This window comes from Ancylomarina longa (assembly GCF_003996985.1).
GTDB lineage: Bacteria > Bacteroidota > Bacteroidia > Bacteroidales > Marinifilaceae > Ancylomarina_A > Ancylomarina_A longa.
The window spans coordinates 134775-151423 of record NZ_RJJX01000009.1 but is presented as its reverse complement, the minus strand read 5'-3'; the positions used below and the strand labels follow the sequence as shown (position 1 = coordinate 151423).

At 33.0% G+C, this 16649-nt stretch carries 12 protein-coding genes; 1 reads left to right on the top strand and 11 read right to left on the bottom strand.

The window, feature by feature from the left end:
* On the top strand, positions 1 to 1380 hold a 1380-nt coding region (locus DLK05_RS08775), incomplete at its 5' end, for an IS5 family transposase (protein WP_127343636.1).
* Positions 1381 to 1506: 126 nt separating this feature from the next.
* Here DLK05_RS08775 and DLK05_RS08770 read toward each other — a convergent pair.
* The 11 genes from DLK05_RS08770 to DLK05_RS08720 form a co-directional block, all read right to left on the bottom strand.
* Positions 1507 to 2376, bottom strand: coding sequence for a hypothetical protein (locus DLK05_RS08770; RefSeq protein ID WP_127343635.1), 870 nt, complete (start codon positions 2374 to 2376; stop codon positions 1507 to 1509).
* Positions 2377 to 2449: 73 nt separating this feature from the next.
* Complete coding sequence (locus DLK05_RS08765; protein WP_127343634.1) at positions 2450 to 5560, bottom strand: type III restriction-modification system endonuclease; 3111 nt, start codon at positions 5558 to 5560, stop codon at positions 2450 to 2452.
* On the bottom strand, positions 5560 to 6603 hold the full coding sequence (locus DLK05_RS08760) for a virulence RhuM family protein (RefSeq protein WP_127343633.1): 1044 nt from the start codon (positions 6601 to 6603) through the stop codon (positions 5560 to 5562). The genes DLK05_RS08765 and DLK05_RS08760 overlap by 1 nt, the downstream gene beginning before the upstream one ends.
* Before the next feature lie 13 nt (positions 6604 to 6616).
* Positions 6617 to 8650 carry a site-specific DNA-methyltransferase gene (locus DLK05_RS08755; protein WP_127343632.1) on the bottom strand — a complete coding sequence of 678 codons (2034 nt, stop codon included), beginning with the start codon at positions 8648 to 8650 and terminating at the stop codon, positions 6617 to 6619.
* Between the two features lie 364 nt (positions 8651 to 9014).
* Positions 9015 to 9680, bottom strand: a complete 666-nt coding sequence (locus DLK05_RS08750) for a DUF4391 domain-containing protein (protein ID WP_127343631.1) — start codon at positions 9678 to 9680, stop codon at positions 9015 to 9017.
* Positions 9673 to 12939, bottom strand: a complete 3267-nt coding sequence (locus DLK05_RS08745; protein WP_127343630.1) for a helicase-related protein — start codon at positions 12937 to 12939, stop codon at positions 9673 to 9675. The genes DLK05_RS08750 and DLK05_RS08745 overlap by 8 nt, the downstream gene beginning before the upstream one ends.
* A 184-nt stretch (positions 12940 to 13123) precedes the next feature.
* Positions 13124 to 13696, bottom strand: coding sequence for a hypothetical protein (locus DLK05_RS08740; protein ID WP_127343629.1), 573 nt, complete (start codon positions 13694 to 13696; stop codon positions 13124 to 13126).
* Between the two features lie 132 nt (positions 13697 to 13828).
* The gene (locus tag DLK05_RS08735; protein ID WP_127343628.1) at positions 13829 to 14368 is read right to left on the bottom strand and encodes a DUF6557 family protein; all 540 of its coding nucleotides are present in this window, start codon (positions 14366 to 14368) and stop codon (positions 13829 to 13831) included.
* 9 nt (positions 14369 to 14377) lie between these two features.
* A complete protein-coding gene (gene mobC / locus DLK05_RS08730) occupies positions 14378 to 14716 on the bottom strand; it encodes a plasmid mobilization relaxosome protein MobC (protein ID WP_127343627.1) in 339 nt (112 codons plus the stop codon).
* Positions 14717 to 15362: 646 nt separating this feature from the next.
* Complete coding sequence (gene mobC, locus DLK05_RS18915) at positions 15363 to 15506, bottom strand: plasmid mobilization relaxosome protein MobC (protein ID WP_369073565.1); 144 nt, start codon at positions 15504 to 15506, stop codon at positions 15363 to 15365.
* An 882-nt stretch (positions 15507 to 16388) separates the two neighbouring features.
* A complete protein-coding gene (locus tag DLK05_RS08720; protein WP_127343625.1) occupies positions 16389 to 16640 on the bottom strand; it encodes a hypothetical protein in 252 nt (83 codons plus the stop codon).
* Positions 16641 to 16649 lie beyond the last annotated feature (9 nt).

Genomic DNA, 16649 nt, shown 5'->3' with positions numbered 1-16649 from the left:
TGCAAGCAAATGTGTATCTTAGTTAAAAAGCTTGCAGATATGGTTGGAAAACAGAACAAAACACCTCAGTTAAGTATTTTTGATACTCCATTAAAAAGGTTCATCAACCTAGAACATGAATTGTGTATTTTATCCAGACAAATAGATTGGGATTCTATTGAGCAAGAGTTCGCGATTTATTTTTCAGAAATAGGGCGTCCTTCTGTACCAATCCGCAGAATGGTAGGATTACTGTTGCTAAAGCACATTTATAATTTAAGCGACGAGGCCATAGTTGACAGGTGGATTGAAAACCCATATTGGCAATATTTTAGTGGAGAGAAAGTTTTTCAAATACAAAAGCCATTTGACCCAACAGAGTTTATTCATTTTAGAAATCGCATAGGCAAAGAAGGTGCGGAGAAATTATTGAAAGTCTCGGTTCAATTATTTGGCAAAGAGGCTCAAGAAAAAGAGGTGTTAATTGACAGTACCGTACAGGAAAAAAACATCACTTACCCAACCGATGCAAAACAACACAAACGTATAATCGAGAAAGTAAACAAGATAGCCAAACAAGAAGGAATCACATTGCGTCAAACTTATACCAGGACTTTAAAGCAACTGATGATAGACCAACGTTTTCATAATCATCCCAAAAGGAGGAAGAAAGCCAAAGCGGCATTAAGAAAAATCAAGACTATCGCAGGTCGTCAAGTTAGAGATATTCAAAGACAATTTAGCTCATCACAACAACAGAGATATAAAGAATTATTCATCATTATCAACAAGATTTTAGCACAACAAAAAGGGGATAAGAATAAGATTTACAGCATTCACGAACCAGAAGTCAGTTGTATTGCAAAAGGTAAAGAAGCAAAGAAATTTGAGTTTGGGAACAAGTCGGGAATTGTTTTAACGAAAACCACAAAAATTGTAGTTGGAGCTATTGCATTTGAAAATAACCCTTACGATGGGCATACACTTGACCAGCATTTGGAGCAAACAGAATATTTAACGGAAAGCAGACCAAAAACTGGAATTGTTGACCGTGGATATAAAGGGAAAAAGAAAATTAATGGTACTGAAATAATCTCACCTTCAGTTCCTAAAAAAGAAACGACCCAGTACGAAAAACAAAAAGCAAGAAAACGTTTTAGAGCCAGAGCAGTAATAGAACCTGTTATTGGTCATATTAAACATGATCACAGGATGTTAAGAAATTATTTGAAAGGTGTTATTGGCGACCAATTAAATACAATTTTAGCGGGAACCGGGTTTAATTTAAAGAAAATGCTCAATAGAATAAAAGAGCAAATTCTTGTGGACATATTTCAAATTATAAATTTTTGGAAATTATTTCTTTCAAAATTTGAACTCTCAAAATATTGGGCTTTTTAAGGTTTGACTAATTAATTTCCTATAAAAATAAAAACATACAGTAGCTACCAGAGCGATTACAATAAATTGTACTACTGAATTAAAATTTGTCATAACATTTAAGTTTATGCTAATATTTTTGCTGTTCTAAATATTATCCTTCAACACAGACTTTTTATTCTTTCTACTCAAACTCTTAATTTGTAACATTTCTTTGTAAAGACTTGTTTCAATATCATGGGGTATACCATTAATGGTAATTATCCACCTATTACTATCATCATCTATTTTATTCATTTTACAAATAACTCGCCACAAATCAGTTTTACAAAATACTTTTAGTTTCCTTGCTCTTTCATAAGCTTGATATGCTTTAAATAAAAAAGGCAATCGCTCATGCTTATCACATTTAATATCATCTGCCTTCATTTCGTAAAAATAAGCCTCTTGTAAATAGGGTAGCGAATTAAAAAAATTTATATTTTTCAAATCACTAAACGACAAATCACTATTTAATTGATCATTTCTAACTTCTAAAAATTTAATGGTCCTATTCAAATTTTCTATCTGATTTTTTGTATCATTTAATTCTAGCTGAATTAGTCCAATTTGGCCTTCTTTCTTCTCAATTACATTTGAAAGCTCTTGAATTCTCACATCATTAAACTTCAGTTTACTAACAGAGTCTTGTAAGTCACAAATAGTCTGTCTAGTTGTAATATGCTTTTCTTCTAAACCTTGTTTCTCTAATTTTAATATTTTTACTTTTTTAACAAGATCTGTTTTATTCATTAAGGAAACCACCTTTTGTAATTCTTCTATAAGAGTTCGTTGTAATTGAATTGAATCACTATATCTTGTTTCTTTCTTTTGAAATTCATGAGTTTTAGTAAGAATATTCAACTCACTTCTTTTTATTTCGCTCTTAGCTCCTAAATCAAATACCCAATAAATCAATCCAGCGAATGTTAGAGCCCCAACAATAATTTTATAAAACAAGTGTAAAAATTTTCCCATATAATTATTTTAAATTTCTTTCGACAATTAAGCGACACACTTTATTTTCAGGTGCTACCTCATTTAAATTTCTTTATCGCACAACCTCCATCAACTTATCGTAGCTATTCACAACGTCATATTTTACGTCGCCATTGGCTAGTGCTAATTTGTCGAAGAATTTACGTGCGCATTCAATGCGAACTTTCTCAATTTCTCGTAACTCCATTGAAGACATAGAGCCTTTCGTTTCTGCTACAAAATAGACGTGCTTAATCGTTCCCTCTTTAAATGAGATTGCCCAATCTGGATTATAATTCCCTACAGGTGTTGGGATGGTAAATCCCTTAGGAAGTTTGGCATAAACCACTACATCATCACTGGTATCTAGTTCTTCAGCAAAAACTTTCTCTACTTTCGAATCTGTAACGACATAATCATAGATATGTTTGTTCTTCTTTATCGCATTTTTAAAATCTTGCTTGGTTTGAGCCTCAGTGAAAATATCCATTTCATGACGTTCCTCTAAAGTATCATAACTCAACCACTCAATAATAGTTGTGGCTTTTTGTTCCTGAATTAATCGACTGGCATTGGTAATGAAAGATTCTGGATTGATTTTAAATTTATCAAATATTCCTTTTAGGATACCAGTAAGAATAGCAGCCACAGTTTTTCGCATGAGGTTCGTTTGTTCGCTAATCTCTCCCAGTAAATCGTAACGAACTGAAGAACTTGCAGTCGTATTTTCAAATTCCTCTCGTGTTTTAAGAATTTTAAAACTAGCTCCTGTCTTTATCTGTTCATCAGTTAAAGCAGCATGTTGTATTCCTGTTTTTACTGAATAGGACAGTGGCGTAACATGTAATTCTTTATTCAATGCATTGATACATTTTTCAATTAATTCAGTACTCTCAAAATGTACCGTGTAAACCGCTTTTCTATTGATCCGATTCCAAAGTTCTTTGAATTCTTTCCTATTAAAGTTATCATTTAAATTATTCGTTTTATCCGTACGATCATTCGCTATGCCCGGTAGTTTCTCTTGAGTATAAACACTATCAATCAAACTGAATATTTGAGATGAATAGGGCTTTAATTCCTCTGGCAGTGCAGATAATATCAATTCCTTTGCATCATTAATATATGCCGGAGTAATATTATCGTTGTCATCGGTGTAATCGTTCTTTACCAAATAGCGATAGATTTGTTTGGCCATTAGAGGTGTTACCACAACTTTTTCGCCATCGACTAAAAGAATTTTATCCTCAAAATATTCAATATTTGCAATTCTTGGTCTTTCGCTTAATGATTCTCCAATATCTTTTTGCAAAGCAGTCACAAAATCGGAATAACTTTCACTTGCAACAACTGTTAATACATTTGTTTCATGAACTGTTTGAGGATTGTCCTGTCGTTCTCCATGTTGATCTACTGCAATACGAAGTCCACGCCCCACTTCCTGACGTTTGGATATTGTATTGTCAGAATGCTTTAATGTACATATAACAAACACATTTGGATTGTCCCAACCTTCACGTAATGCGGAGTGAGAAAATATAAAACGCGTATCTTCTTCAAAAGAAAGTAATTGTTCTTTTTTCTTGAGTATTAAATCGTAAGCAGAAACATCAGTACTTTCTACTTTTTCTGCTTTAGTTGACTTAAGGCTATTAACCATTTTTCCTTTCTTATCGATAGAAAAATAACCTTTGTGTGTATCTTCAGCAGTAATACCATCAATATATTTACGATACTTGGTATCAAATGCTATTTCCTGCTTTAATTGATCAATAGCATACTTGTATTCCTCTTCAAAAACACGAGCGTATTCACCTTTTTCATCTTCTTGTTTGTAGTCTCGGTATTTTGCAACTTCATCGATAAAAAATAGAGAAAGCACCTTGATTCCCTTAGAAAAAAGCATTTGCTCTTTTAAAAGATGCGCATTAATGGTTTCTCGAATTTGAATTCTACGAAGTGATTCTTCATTCACATCTCCATTTACTTCACCAGCCTTAATGATAACACCATTGGTAAACTCAAGAGTATCATTAACTGCATCTATATTAGCTACTGTAAAGCCTTTATATTCTTTTAAACCATTGGATAAATCTTCAAGTTTTCTTCCTTTTGATACATTTTTTAAAATACGCTTGATGCCGCTACTCTGCTTTACCTCAATTTCTAATTTTGCTATAGGATCACTCTTTGAAATTACAATGTTATCCAGGTATAAATAAGCATTGGTTCCTGATAGTCCTTTGGTTGTGATACCCCGTACAGCAATTTTTTTCACCAACTTTTGATTGTATGCATCTAAGGCATCCAGGCGATGAATTTTATTGTGTTGCACTCTGTGAGTAGCAGAATATCTTAATATGAATAAAGGATTAAAATGCACCAAAGAATCCAAGGTCTTATCACCACCCATTTTTTGTGGCTCATCCAGTATTAAAATTGGTCTATTCTTTTTAATCACATCAATTGGGCGACGCGATTGAAAATCATCTAATTCTTCATAAATGCGACGGTTATCTTTACCCGTAGCATTAAAGGCCTGAATGTTAATTATCATGACATTAACACCTGAATCGGATGAAAAAGTTTCGATATTGTGTAATTCTTTGGAATTGTATGTGAAGAATTTCACTTTTTTCCCGTAGTCTTGTTGAAAATGATCCGCCGTGATTTCAAGTGATTTTTTCACTCCTTCGCGAATGGCAATACTTGGAACCACAACAATAAATTTGTTCCATCCATAGCGTTCGTTAAGTTCAAAAATGGATTTGATGTAGCAGTAAGTTTTTCCTGTACCTGTTTCCATTTCTACATCCAAATGTAGCTTACTTATTTTCTTAGCCCTTTTTGTATAGGTGGCATCTGCTTTAAACTCATTCTTTTTGATAGTTTTAAAGTCGTCAATGGAAATACTTAAAGGTAAATTTTGAATTCGTTGAACTTCGTTGATATTCTTTAGTAACTGTTCATCGCTAATGTAAATATTATCGTTCTTGAAACCATCAAAAACGTCATCTTCCATGAAGTGACCTGATTCATCAATGTAACGACCATTTTTTTGCTGTGTGGCTCCCGGATCGATACGATATTTTATATTCTTGCTATTGGGTTGTCCTGCAAAAACATTAACAACAGATTCAACAGCTTTGGTTTGATATGCTTGATGTTTGAATTGTAACTTCATTATTTTCTAGTCTCTTTTTTGGCTGCTTGAATTTGCTTTATCTCTTTATCGAAATCACTTTGGAATAAAGCATCTTGTGTGATTCGATATTTTTCGAACTCGCTCTCAGCGTAGCCTTTGGCAATTCCAGCTCTTATTTTTCCTGCATTCTTTAATATTTCACGATCATCGAATTCCAGAAATAGATCTAATCGTTTTGCCCAATCTTCCATTGTCATTGGAATTTTCCTTAAAGCACGAGCTTCAGCCAATTCTAAATAAGCATTAACAATACGCCCCAAACCATCCAGTTCCTCTTTACTTAAATAATTTTTAGCAACAGAAACATCAGCTTTTAGAATTTTCCCTTCAGGAGCATTCTTCCAGTTGGTCAATCCCATTTTTTCTTTTGAGCTATCAGCTCTTTCTTTGATTAATTCAGCTGCCGTATGACCGTGTATAGCAAAATGAAGCTTGTTCTGAACTTTGGCAAAGAAATCACGGGTAATGGGTGCACTTCTATTGTAATCAACACTAGTTGCGTATATATCGGTAATTTTCTGATAGAAACGACGTTCGGAGAGACGTATCTCTCGAATTTCCTGTAGTAAGTGTTCGAAATAGTCTTCACCCAGGAATGTGCCATTTTCCATACGTTCTTTATCGATCACAAAGCCCTTAATGGCAAATTGGTGAAGCACCTTAGTTGCCCACTGACGAAATTGTGTTGCACGAACTGAGTTGACGCGATAACCCACTGAAATAATAGCATCAAGATTATAAAAATCGATATTCCGATTTACTTGACGGCTACCTTCCATTTGAACTATCCGGAAATTCCGGACAGTTGCATCTCCCTGCAATTCATCAGATTTATAGATATTTTTAAGATGCTCGTTGACTGTACGCACATCCACATCGAACAATTGAGCCATTAGCTTTTGCGATAGCCAAATGGTTTCGTCTTCGTAGCGTGCTTCTATACTTTGCTCACCAGATTGAGACGTAAAAATCAAAAACTCAGCTGTGGAGTTACGTATTAATTTCTTATCCTTTTCATCCATGGTTCAATGCCTATTAGAGTACTTTAATATCGGTATTTGGGCTTAATTGTTTGAAGATTTGTGCCACATTGGTTTTTACATCATCGTTGGCAAAACCATTATCACGGAAAACGGCACGCAATGGCTTGCGTTCTGCAATAATTTTACAAATTTCATTCGTTATTTTACCATCCGTTACAAAACAAGCAGCTAAGGCATTTTCATCCACAAAATATACGTTCTGTCCTTCAATTTCTTCGCGAATAATTTTCAGACTTAAATCTACTCCCCAATCTAATAATACCTGGAATAATAAATCTTCCTCAGTTCGATCAGATTTTATATTGTCTTCTGTATCAAACAGAGTTGTTTGAGTAGTTTCATCTGGCTTGTAATAAACATCCTGCATGTTACTGCTATCTATTTTTAAAACTCTGAAGCCAATATCCAATTTATCAATGCCTTCTTTTTCTACATTGTCTTGTTTGATTTTATTACCAGCTCTGCGAATGCGTTCTTTTGAAATTTCTGAAATAGTTAATGGTCGATTTAATTTTGTGAGAAATTTAATTGCATTAGCTATAACTTTTTTACTTAGACCCGTTGCTGTTTTCAATATATCGCTTAAATCTTCTGCAATTTGAACTGCAATATATTTACATTGTATATTCTTTCTTTGACAATATAGATTAACTGCATGAGCAGTTGTTCCTGAGCCAGCGAAAAAGTCAAAAACTATATCTGTATCAGAAATATTGATAGCATTCATTAATTTGAAAATAACCTCCTCATCCTTAGGATTAGTAAATATATTTTCACCAAATATTTGTTTTAATCGTTTTGAAGCAGCTCTTCCATCTTTAAAGACAATACTTGTTAAACTCTTAAATTCAGTATCCTTTAGATATGTTTTTAGGCAAGGAACAGAAGTCTCATTAATTCCAAAATGAACTTTATTCTCTTGAATCAGATCGAACATTTTTTCTTGAGGACATGACCAACCACGAGATGGTGCTTTAACAACTACCCCTGTGTTTGGGTGAATAACATCATAAACGTACTGCCCAACATTTGGCCCAGATATATCTGCTGGAAAATATACACCACGTTCATCCATCCAAGAATAGTGTTTGCAGCCATATATTGGATTTGATTCAGGAAACTTCTTATACCACGCTAAAGCTTGCTTATGAATTTCAGCCCAATCATCACCATTTTTTTTGTGAAAGGTTTTAAATGCAGCGTATATTTCATCTAAGCCTTCTTTACGTTCTTTCCACTCTCCATCAGTTAAACTTCTATTTTTCACAAAACAAAGAATATACTCATGCTGAATAGATATATAATCTTGATCATTCTTGCTACTATTCTTCCAAACTATATCTCCAATGTAATTTTCAGATCCAAAGATTTCTTCTCCAATTTTTCTTAAGTTGGAGAATTCTACCTCATCTATCGAAATAAATATCACGCCATCATCTTTCAGCATATTACGTGCTAATTTCAATCGAGAATACATCATCGAAAGCCAGTCAGAATGGAAACGTCCATTACTTTCAGCATTAGCAACAAGGCGATTGCCATCTTCATCTGTTTGTCTTGATTCTATTAAATACTCCTCTGAACTTTGTGCAAAATTATCTTTGTAAACAAAGTCTTTTCCTGTATTGTAAGGCGGATCGATATAGATCATCTTTACCTTAGCCAAATAGGTTTCTTGCAAAAGTTTTAAGGCATCCAGATTATCCCCTTCAATAAAGAGATTTTCAGTATTATCAAAATCAACACTCTCTTCGCGACATGGTCGCAAGGTTTTCGCAATTGGCGCATTGGCGTTTAAAAGCGCTTTATTTTTCCCCGGCCAATTGAGCTGGTAGCGTTCTTTTTGTCCTTCGACAATAGTGGTGGAAAGCTCTTGCTTAAGAAGGTCAAAATCAATACTTCGACGCAGCTCAGTAGCCCCGTTTTCTCCAACTTCACTTTCGGTTATGCAGTTTGGGAATAGAGCTGCAATTTTATCAATATTGTCTGAGGTTATATTCTTAGAGTGTAATTTTAATTTTTCCATACCTTATTTCTGCTCTCTTAAATTTTAGACAAAATTAGTTTAAAATCAATTCTGTCCTAATAAATTGGCGCTTCGCCCAAACCCGACTTCATTTTTTGGCTTGATCCAAAAAACGAAGCAAAAAAAATCAAGGCTGCTTCTTAAATATCCTTCTTATTTGCCTCATGCTTAAGTGCGGCCGGGTGATTTTCGAACAAAGTTCTCAACTTCCCGGTCTTTCTAAAGCTCTCGTAAAACGAAAAACATTTAAAGAAAGAGGCCATATTTCGAGAAGCTCAAAGAGAAGCTCTTCGTCCTAACAATAATCTTAAATTTATTGCTATCAATAAAATACTCAATATAAGTAAAAACGTTTAGGACGCAATTAGTTTAAAATTGATTGTTTTTCCTCAATACTCACAAGTAGTTTTTTGTATTCCTGGTTTAGCTCTACCCTGCGATTATATTGTTTTTCTTTATTTACACGAAGCAACAATCTGTCTGCTTGTTTTTGCATTTGTTCGATACTAGCAGCTCGTTCAATAAACAAAGAAAAAGATTCCTCTTTAGCTACCTGAATAGGAATAATTTGTTTTAGTAAATGATGATACAATTTCTCCATAGACAAAACAAAAGGAACAGTTTCCTCATTTTTATCATTAATACTATCCGAAAAAAAATACTGTGAATGAATCCACTTTCTGTGATCCATTTCGCTTCTTCGACGGTAACTGGCTATATATTGAGTTTTCTTATTTTGGACTAATTCAAAAATGACCGGAACCTGGAAAGCCGCATCAATAGTTTTCAAGATATCCAGACTCAACTCATTTGCTTTCGATGAAATTTGAATGATAAATATTTTTGGTACTTGATCTGATGATTTTAGATTTAGTGTTTGGGCTGTTATTTCATAAATACAGCGTATTCGATCAACCTGTTCCACAAACAAATGCTTTATTTTATCCGAAACGGCAGTTTGCTTAAAAATTCTATCTTTAGCTATAATACGTTCTACTTTAGTGCTAAGGGGGAAATTTATTTTATGCATAATTTTCCTTTACAACAATGAATGAAATTAATTCGAAATCGCTCAAGCCATTAAAGTCATCACTAAATGAAGATGCTTGGGTGTCAGAAAACAAATCGCTCTCCTGCTGTTCTTCTTGTTTATCTAACATGGAATAAATGGTCTTATCTAACAGGTCGGAGTAAAATTCCATATCACGCCCGTCTTGTGTCTCCTTATTAAAGGCATCACACACCTTTTGAATTGGCTTATCAAATCCTTTACTGCAATTACGTGTTATATCCAGAAGGTTTTTCACCTCGGTATAATTACATATTACATTACCGTCATCACCTATATAAACCAAATAAAATGGCTGAATATGATTGTGTTTATTGGTCTTTATTTTGGCATTTCTATTTAATAGCGTAAAAATAACACCAGGTTTAAGCCCCAACTCTTCATTTGCTGGCACAACTGCATGCAAGCCTTTTGGCATACATTCTAAATCGCCATGATCTTTTATATAGGATAGTAAATCCATCCTAAAATCATTCAAGCCTAAATCTGTAATATTGACTCCTGTTTTCAGATCTTCCAATTCAATTACTTCATCTTGCAAACGGCGCAATTGTTCTTTACGATAACTTACATCATTGGCTTTTGCTGAAAGAACGTTATCATCACCTGTGGCAGTTACATCAACAATGTGCATTCGGTTTTCAACACGTTCCTTCAAATTGATGTATTCATCCAGTGATATATCGGGCCAATAATTTACCAGTTGAATTTCATCGTTTTGAGAACCGATACGATCGACACGACCAAAACGCTGAATGATACGAACCGGATTCCAATGAATATCATAGTTAATCAGATAATCACAATCCTGTAAATTTTGCCCTTCAGAAATACAATCTGTTCCAATAAGTACATCGAGTTCTCTATTATCATCAGGATATAAAATTGACTTTTCTTTCGAACGTGGTGAAAAAAAGGTTAATAGTTTCTGAAAATCAAAACCTTGTCCAAGTGTGCATTTGGGGGTTGCGCTTCCCGTTAGTTTGCCGAGCTCCAATCCTTTTTCTTTTAGCGGTTCAGCAAGTTGACTGTATAAATATTCAGCTGTATCGGCAAATGCTGTAAAAATAAGCACTTTCTTGTTTCCCTGATTAATGGGTTGATTTGCCTTTTCTTTTATGAGCTCTTTTATGTGTTGCAATTTTGTATCTTGCTCTGGCTTAATTTTATTCATTTCTTTTACTAAGATCTGAATCAAAGCAATATCGGCATCTAAATCTGCTTTCCAGGAAACCAAATCAATATCATTAAAATCAATTTGGACTTTTCCTTCCGTAAAAATACTTGCATTATCAAAATCCTCATTGTCTTCTACAATGGTTTCATCACTATCGTTAAATTCTTCAGCTAAGAAATTTTGATTTGATTTCAAATGCCTATCAATATTATCAAGAGCTTGAAAAATTCTCTTGTTCATATTACTCAAAGTAATTCGAAATGCCTCAACGGAACTCTCTAACCGCTTCAACAAATTCGTTGTCATTAATTTCTGCAAAGCTTTTTCACGATCGACCTGTTTTAGTCGAGCTCCTTTTGTATCGGTACCATAAGCATCTTCATATTTATCTTTTCGGCTATCAAAGACATATGACAATGGTGCATACACAGCTTGTTTTACAGCACTTAAATGCTTGTATATGTCGTTGATATCTAAAACATCGTTTCGAGATGTTAATGACGGACGAAATGATAAGGGCTTTCTTCTTGTGGGAAATTTCCCGACAGAAGATGTATCGTAATATTTCTCAATATGTTTTCTGGAACGAGCAATTGTTACACTATCCAATAGTTTAAAAAAATCAAAATCGAGAGCATCCAAAATGGCTTTAGCCGTTCTTGCTTCTGGTGGCAATTTGGACCAATTATCAAAAGCTCTTTGCGCTTGTTTAAAAACACTTTCGATTGTTTTATTCATTCCCAATTTGTCTTGCAATACTTGAGATTCATCTTCGTAGGCCAAAGCCAGTTGACTCTTCAAATCACTGAAGCGGTTGTTTACTGGTGTCGCAGATAGCATTAGAACTTTAGTTTTCACACCTGTTTTAATGATATTATTCATTAAGTGCTCATATCTGGTTTCTTTGTCTTTTAAGTTACGACCACTATTCCTGAAATTGTGAGACTCATCAATTACAATTAAATCGTAGTTTCCCCAATTAATTTTAGCCAAATCTATATCACCTGAAAATCCTTTTTCTCGCGACAAATCAGTATGAAATAGCAAGTCATAATTCAATCGGTCCTCTGCTAAAATATTCGTTTTGTAATTACTCTTATAAGTTTGCCAATTGTCCGCTAGTTTTTTCGGACAAAGTACTAAGACAGATTTATTTCGAAGTTCATAGTATTTAATTACAGCTAGAGCCGTAAATGTCTTTCCAAGGCCTACACTATCTGCCAGGATACAACCATTATAGCTTTCTAGTTTGTTTATAATACCAGTTGCGCCATCCTCTTGAAAATTAAATAACTTATTCCAAACAACACTATTTTTATAACCAGTCATGTCATTAGGTAAAACATCTTCATTAATATCTTCCAAGAACTCCTTGAAAATATTAAAAAGCATAAAGAAGTAGATTCGTTCTGGAGAATTCTCTTGGTAAATCTCCGCTATGTTTCTGCGGATACCTTCAGTTATATCCTTTAAACATTTTTCATCATTCCAAACCTGATCGAACAACTGAAAATAAGCATTTGTTAATGGCGCATCAAAGCGATTTATAAAATTTGATACTGCATTGTTTCGCTGGTATCCCATATCGGCCGTTGTAAACCCCTGTATTGGGAAATAGGTTGTACTTTGACCATTTTGCCTTAAATTTACCAATTGTTGCATGGGAACATTTTCGACATTTGTTTTGAATGTTACTTTACGTTTGATCCATTCGGCACATTCCAAAGCAATTGCTTTTTGTTTTAACTTGTTACGAAGTTCTATTTCGAATTCACTTCCATAGATATCATTTAAATTATCTTTTGGAATATGATATTGGCGTGAGTCTTTCTTTAATTTTTCGGAAACTTTATCATTAAGAGTTGCACTTGTTGTGAAAATAAACTCAAGGCTATCTACCTGTTCCAGCTGGGTCTTTAATTCTTCGTAAGCATATATAGAAAAACAGGAAGCTGCAATTTGTACTTTACTCCCTTTTTTGATATTTAATTTAAGATCTTCACCCCAAAGGTTAGAAATATTGTCAAAAATTTTGGTTTCCATATAATTCTATTTTACACCTTGCAAGTTAATATTATTGACTTAAAAATATTACTGTCAAGCGTGCCAATTTTATGGCAAAGCCATAATTACCCGTATTACCATAATATATGGCAATACCCTAAACACAATATCTTCAATAAAAAAGAGTCAAACACAATGCTTGACTCTTCATACTATCTATAAATTACCTAATCGGAAAATTCATAAAATCTCGAGTTTTATACTCATTAAGATTATCCTCTAAGCTATACTTTGTACTTTCATCAATCAAAGAAAAATCGAATTCAGTCGAAAATATTGAAATTAAATCCATTAGAAATTCTTTGCACCATTCCATTAATTCCTTTTTGTCCTCCTGATAAATTAATCTAGCGATTTCTCTTCCAATTTTACAATCATATTGCTCCATCGTATCCGAATCCTCTTCTTCTACATATTCAAGCAATTTATTGTAATACTTCTCTTCATTAATCAAACAGAAACAAAGAGCTGTTTTATCAGAATCTTTCAACTCTTTTAAATAATTAGTTGTTAGCTGAGATAGCTCTTCAAAATAGTGATTTTGTGATTGACCTTCCTGATAGTTTAATGTTTCAAATTCTTCTCTAACAGTATAATATTCCTCCCCATCTTCATCTACCTTTTCTTCAAGATTTACCGCCTCCCTTAGCAAATTAACAACAAGTATATTTCCATAATCAACTAAGGCTTTATAAACATCTTTAGTGATATACATTTCATTTGATAGTTCTATCATTTGTTTGTGTTTTAATGGTTTTGCAAAAAAATCATTGCCATAACTGCCATAATAGATGGCAAGTCTAGTAGTGATGGTGCATATGGTGTTTACGGAGAGTAATACTTATTGAATTTACATGATCGTTTTATTCTATTTGTTGTCAGAACAGTTATCATCCTTAGGATAATTATACTTTTCTTTTATCTCATCAAAAGTGCTGTATTTCTCTTTTCTCTCGTCTTCTGTCAAGCTTTCGAACTCAGCCTCTTCATCATCTAATTTATCATTAAACTCTTGAATACTTTCTTCTTCGAAACCACAATATGTCATCTCCCATAAACAGTGAGCAAGTATTTCAATTTCGGTGAAATTTTCCATGCTTTCTTTGCTTATTGGCATAAACAACCACTCATTCCAAGGCGTACCCATCAAACTCCAGGATCCGGAGAATTCATCTGTCGATTCCGAACTCAAATCCGTAGCATTAACGTGCACGTAGGATTCCCAATTTTCTTCCTTAATAGTTTGAAGTACTATTTCGAAATTGTTCTCTTTTGGAGTGATATGTTTAAGTTTTTCGAATACAAGTTCATATCCTTCTAAATTCCGATCAGTTTCTGTATACAAACAACATAAAGCTTTTCTAATTTCAAGCCATTGGTATTGCTCTATTAATTCTTTTAATTTCATATTAAGTATTCAGAATTTAAAATTCAAAAACAATTCTTTAAATTCTGCTAAAACGGCATGATCTTTTTCCGTCAATCTAGGAGCATAATCCATATTCAAACGATGTGCTATTTGATTTACATTTGATCCAACTTTACTTAAAGCAATAATCTGTTCTACACGAGTTTTATCTTTATAAGTAATTTCATATTTCCCCTCCATTAAAACCTCATGTATAAATGGTAAGTTTTCTTTATGTAAGGACGATTCAAACATCTTGTTAAATAATGAATGCTCCATATTATTTAAATAAAAAACAATTCGATTAGATTCTAATTTCCCAAAACTTTTATTTTTTCTCTTTTTCATTATTCATTTTTTAACGGAACGGAACAAAATCTCACTCATTTTCGAGTTATTTTTCTTCGACATAAAATCGAAGAAACCAAGGTATTTCACATCGTGAAATGATTTTCTGTGCACAGAAAGTACACCTTGCTCCTCAAAATTGAAACTCTAATTATTTTTTTCAATTTACCATTTTTATTAATCTTTATTTCTTTTTCCTTTTCCTCTTCTCTTTTACCTATACCCCTTTTTCTTTTCTCATGATGTGTTTTTTTTCAGAAATACGCTACCATTTACACTAACAATTCACTATAAATATCGTGTTTTTTTTTAGATTGGATTTTTTATCAGCTCCTACTTTTGATAGTAAATTTAATTCACATTAATACGAATTAAAATTATGGCCTTAGATTACGATTACAGTCAAGCTGATCTTGACAACCATGCTGATCAATTAAAACCTGACAGTGATGTTTATGACATCAAGCAGAAATGGTAATTAATTAAAAGTAGCTATTAACAATCTTTAGAATTTCAAAAAATGGGAAAACAAAAATGACATGAATCACAGCTTCAAGAATTACTCTTTCTCAAGCAAAATCCTCTGGAAGAAAAGTTAGTAAGGGTAGTTTTACTAAGGGCTATTTACAAACTATGTGAGATACTTTTAGTAGTTATAATGCAATAATATTTCCCTTAATTCTTTTAACACGAGAACATCCTCTCCAGTCAAATTTGGTGCATTATCAATATTTAAACGATGAGCAATTTGATTTAAATTAGTTGTAACCTTACCCAATTCATACAACATCTCATCTCTTGTTTCGTCTCGATAAACAAGTTTATATTTCCCCTCCAATAAAATTTCACGGATAAATGGAGATCTTTCTTTATGTAAGGATCTAGCAAATATTTAACTTTACCATTTCTTCATCATTCAAATACAATAATATTTTGTTAGCTTTTCTATTCTTTGACTGAACTAATTTTGTTCGCCCACCTTTATTAATACCATTACTTTTCATATCATTTATTTTAATCTAAATATTAACGGAACGGAAATATTTGAATCAATTTTTCATTGATTTTTCCCGACAATAGATCGAGGAAGCAAGGCAATTCACAGTGTAAATTAGGTTTTGGGTGCACCCAAAACACACCTTGCTATTTAAAATTGAATCCTTTGTAAGTTGTTTCCCTTTCCTTGTTTTTTATTAATCATTATTTCTTCTTTTTTACTCTTCCCTTTTCTATTTTTTTCCCTTTCTATTTTCTTTTTTTGTTTTCCTATCTCCTCCATTTTTTTCCTTTTCCCAACCTTCTTCCAACTCCTATTATTTTTATTGTTCTATATTTTTTTGGGTTTGAATTAATCTTTTTTCACTTTTTTTAGATTCAAAATTTCAATATCACAGCTTCAAAAAAAAATCTGATAAAGAAAAAACAATGTAAACCTTAACCCCTTAAGAATCTACTCATTAAAAAAGCATGTAAACCTGTGTAAACCGTATGTAAACCGTATGTAAACCAAAAATAAATAGATAAACAATTAAATATCAATATATAACAACAATAAATCAATATAGGTTTACAGGTTTACATTGAAAATTCATATTTTTCTTACAAAATTTATTTAAAGACAAAAAAGAGAACCTACTATGCAGTAGATTCCCTCGTTCTATTTTAAGCTATTTTAAGGCTTTAATTTTTGAGCCTTACTCAAATCCTTGTACGATTGAATATATTCGCCTAATGCCTCTTCAATAACTCTCCCAATAGGTTTTCTATCGTAATAGGCAATTGCTTTTATTTTATCCAACTGTGCCACATCAAAGTAGTACGTTGCTTTAATAGCTTTCTTTTTTTCTTTATCAGATTCTTTTTTTTCGGATATACTGGACTGTAATAATCCATCAATGCCAGGTGTAAAATTCTTTTTTGCCATAACTTATGG

What these genes read in the sequence shown, in the direction of transcription:
- DLK05_RS08770 (WP_127343635.1), bottom strand. Translation starts at nt 2,376, where the DNA reads ATGGGAAAATTTTTACACTTGTTTTATAAAATTATTGTTGGGGCTCTA.
- DLK05_RS08765 (WP_127343634.1), bottom strand. Translation starts at nt 5,560, where the DNA reads ATGAAGTTACAATTCAAACATCAAGCATATCAAACCAAAGCTGTTGAA.
- DLK05_RS08760 (WP_127343633.1), bottom strand. Translation starts at nt 6,603, where the DNA reads ATGGATGAAAAGGATAAGAAATTAATACGTAACTCCACAGCTGAGTTT.
- DLK05_RS08755 (WP_127343632.1), bottom strand. Translation starts at nt 8,650, where the DNA reads ATGGAAAAATTAAAATTACACTCTAAGAATATAACCTCAGACAATATT.
- DLK05_RS08750 (WP_127343631.1), bottom strand. Translation starts at nt 9,680, where the DNA reads ATGCATAAAATAAATTTCCCCCTTAGCACTAAAGTAGAACGTATTATA.
- DLK05_RS08745 (WP_127343630.1), bottom strand. Translation starts at nt 12,939, where the DNA reads ATGGAAACCAAAATTTTTGACAATATTTCTAACCTTTGGGGTGAAGAT.
- DLK05_RS08740 (WP_127343629.1), bottom strand. Translation starts at nt 13,696, where the DNA reads ATGATAGAACTATCAAATGAAATGTATATCACTAAAGATGTTTATAAA.
- DLK05_RS08735 (WP_127343628.1), bottom strand. Translation starts at nt 14,368, where the DNA reads ATGAAATTAAAAGAATTAATAGAGCAATACCAATGGCTTGAAATTAGA.
- mobC (WP_127343627.1), bottom strand. Translation starts at nt 14,716, where the DNA reads ATGAAAAAGAGAAAAAATAAAAGTTTTGGGAAATTAGAATCTAATCGA.
- mobC (WP_369073565.1), bottom strand. Translation starts at nt 15,506, where the DNA reads ATGTTGTATGAATTGGGTAAGGTTACAACTAATTTAAATCAAATTGCT.
- DLK05_RS08720 (WP_127343625.1), bottom strand. Translation starts at nt 16,640, where the DNA reads ATGGCAAAAAAGAATTTTACACCTGGCATTGATGGATTATTACAGTCC.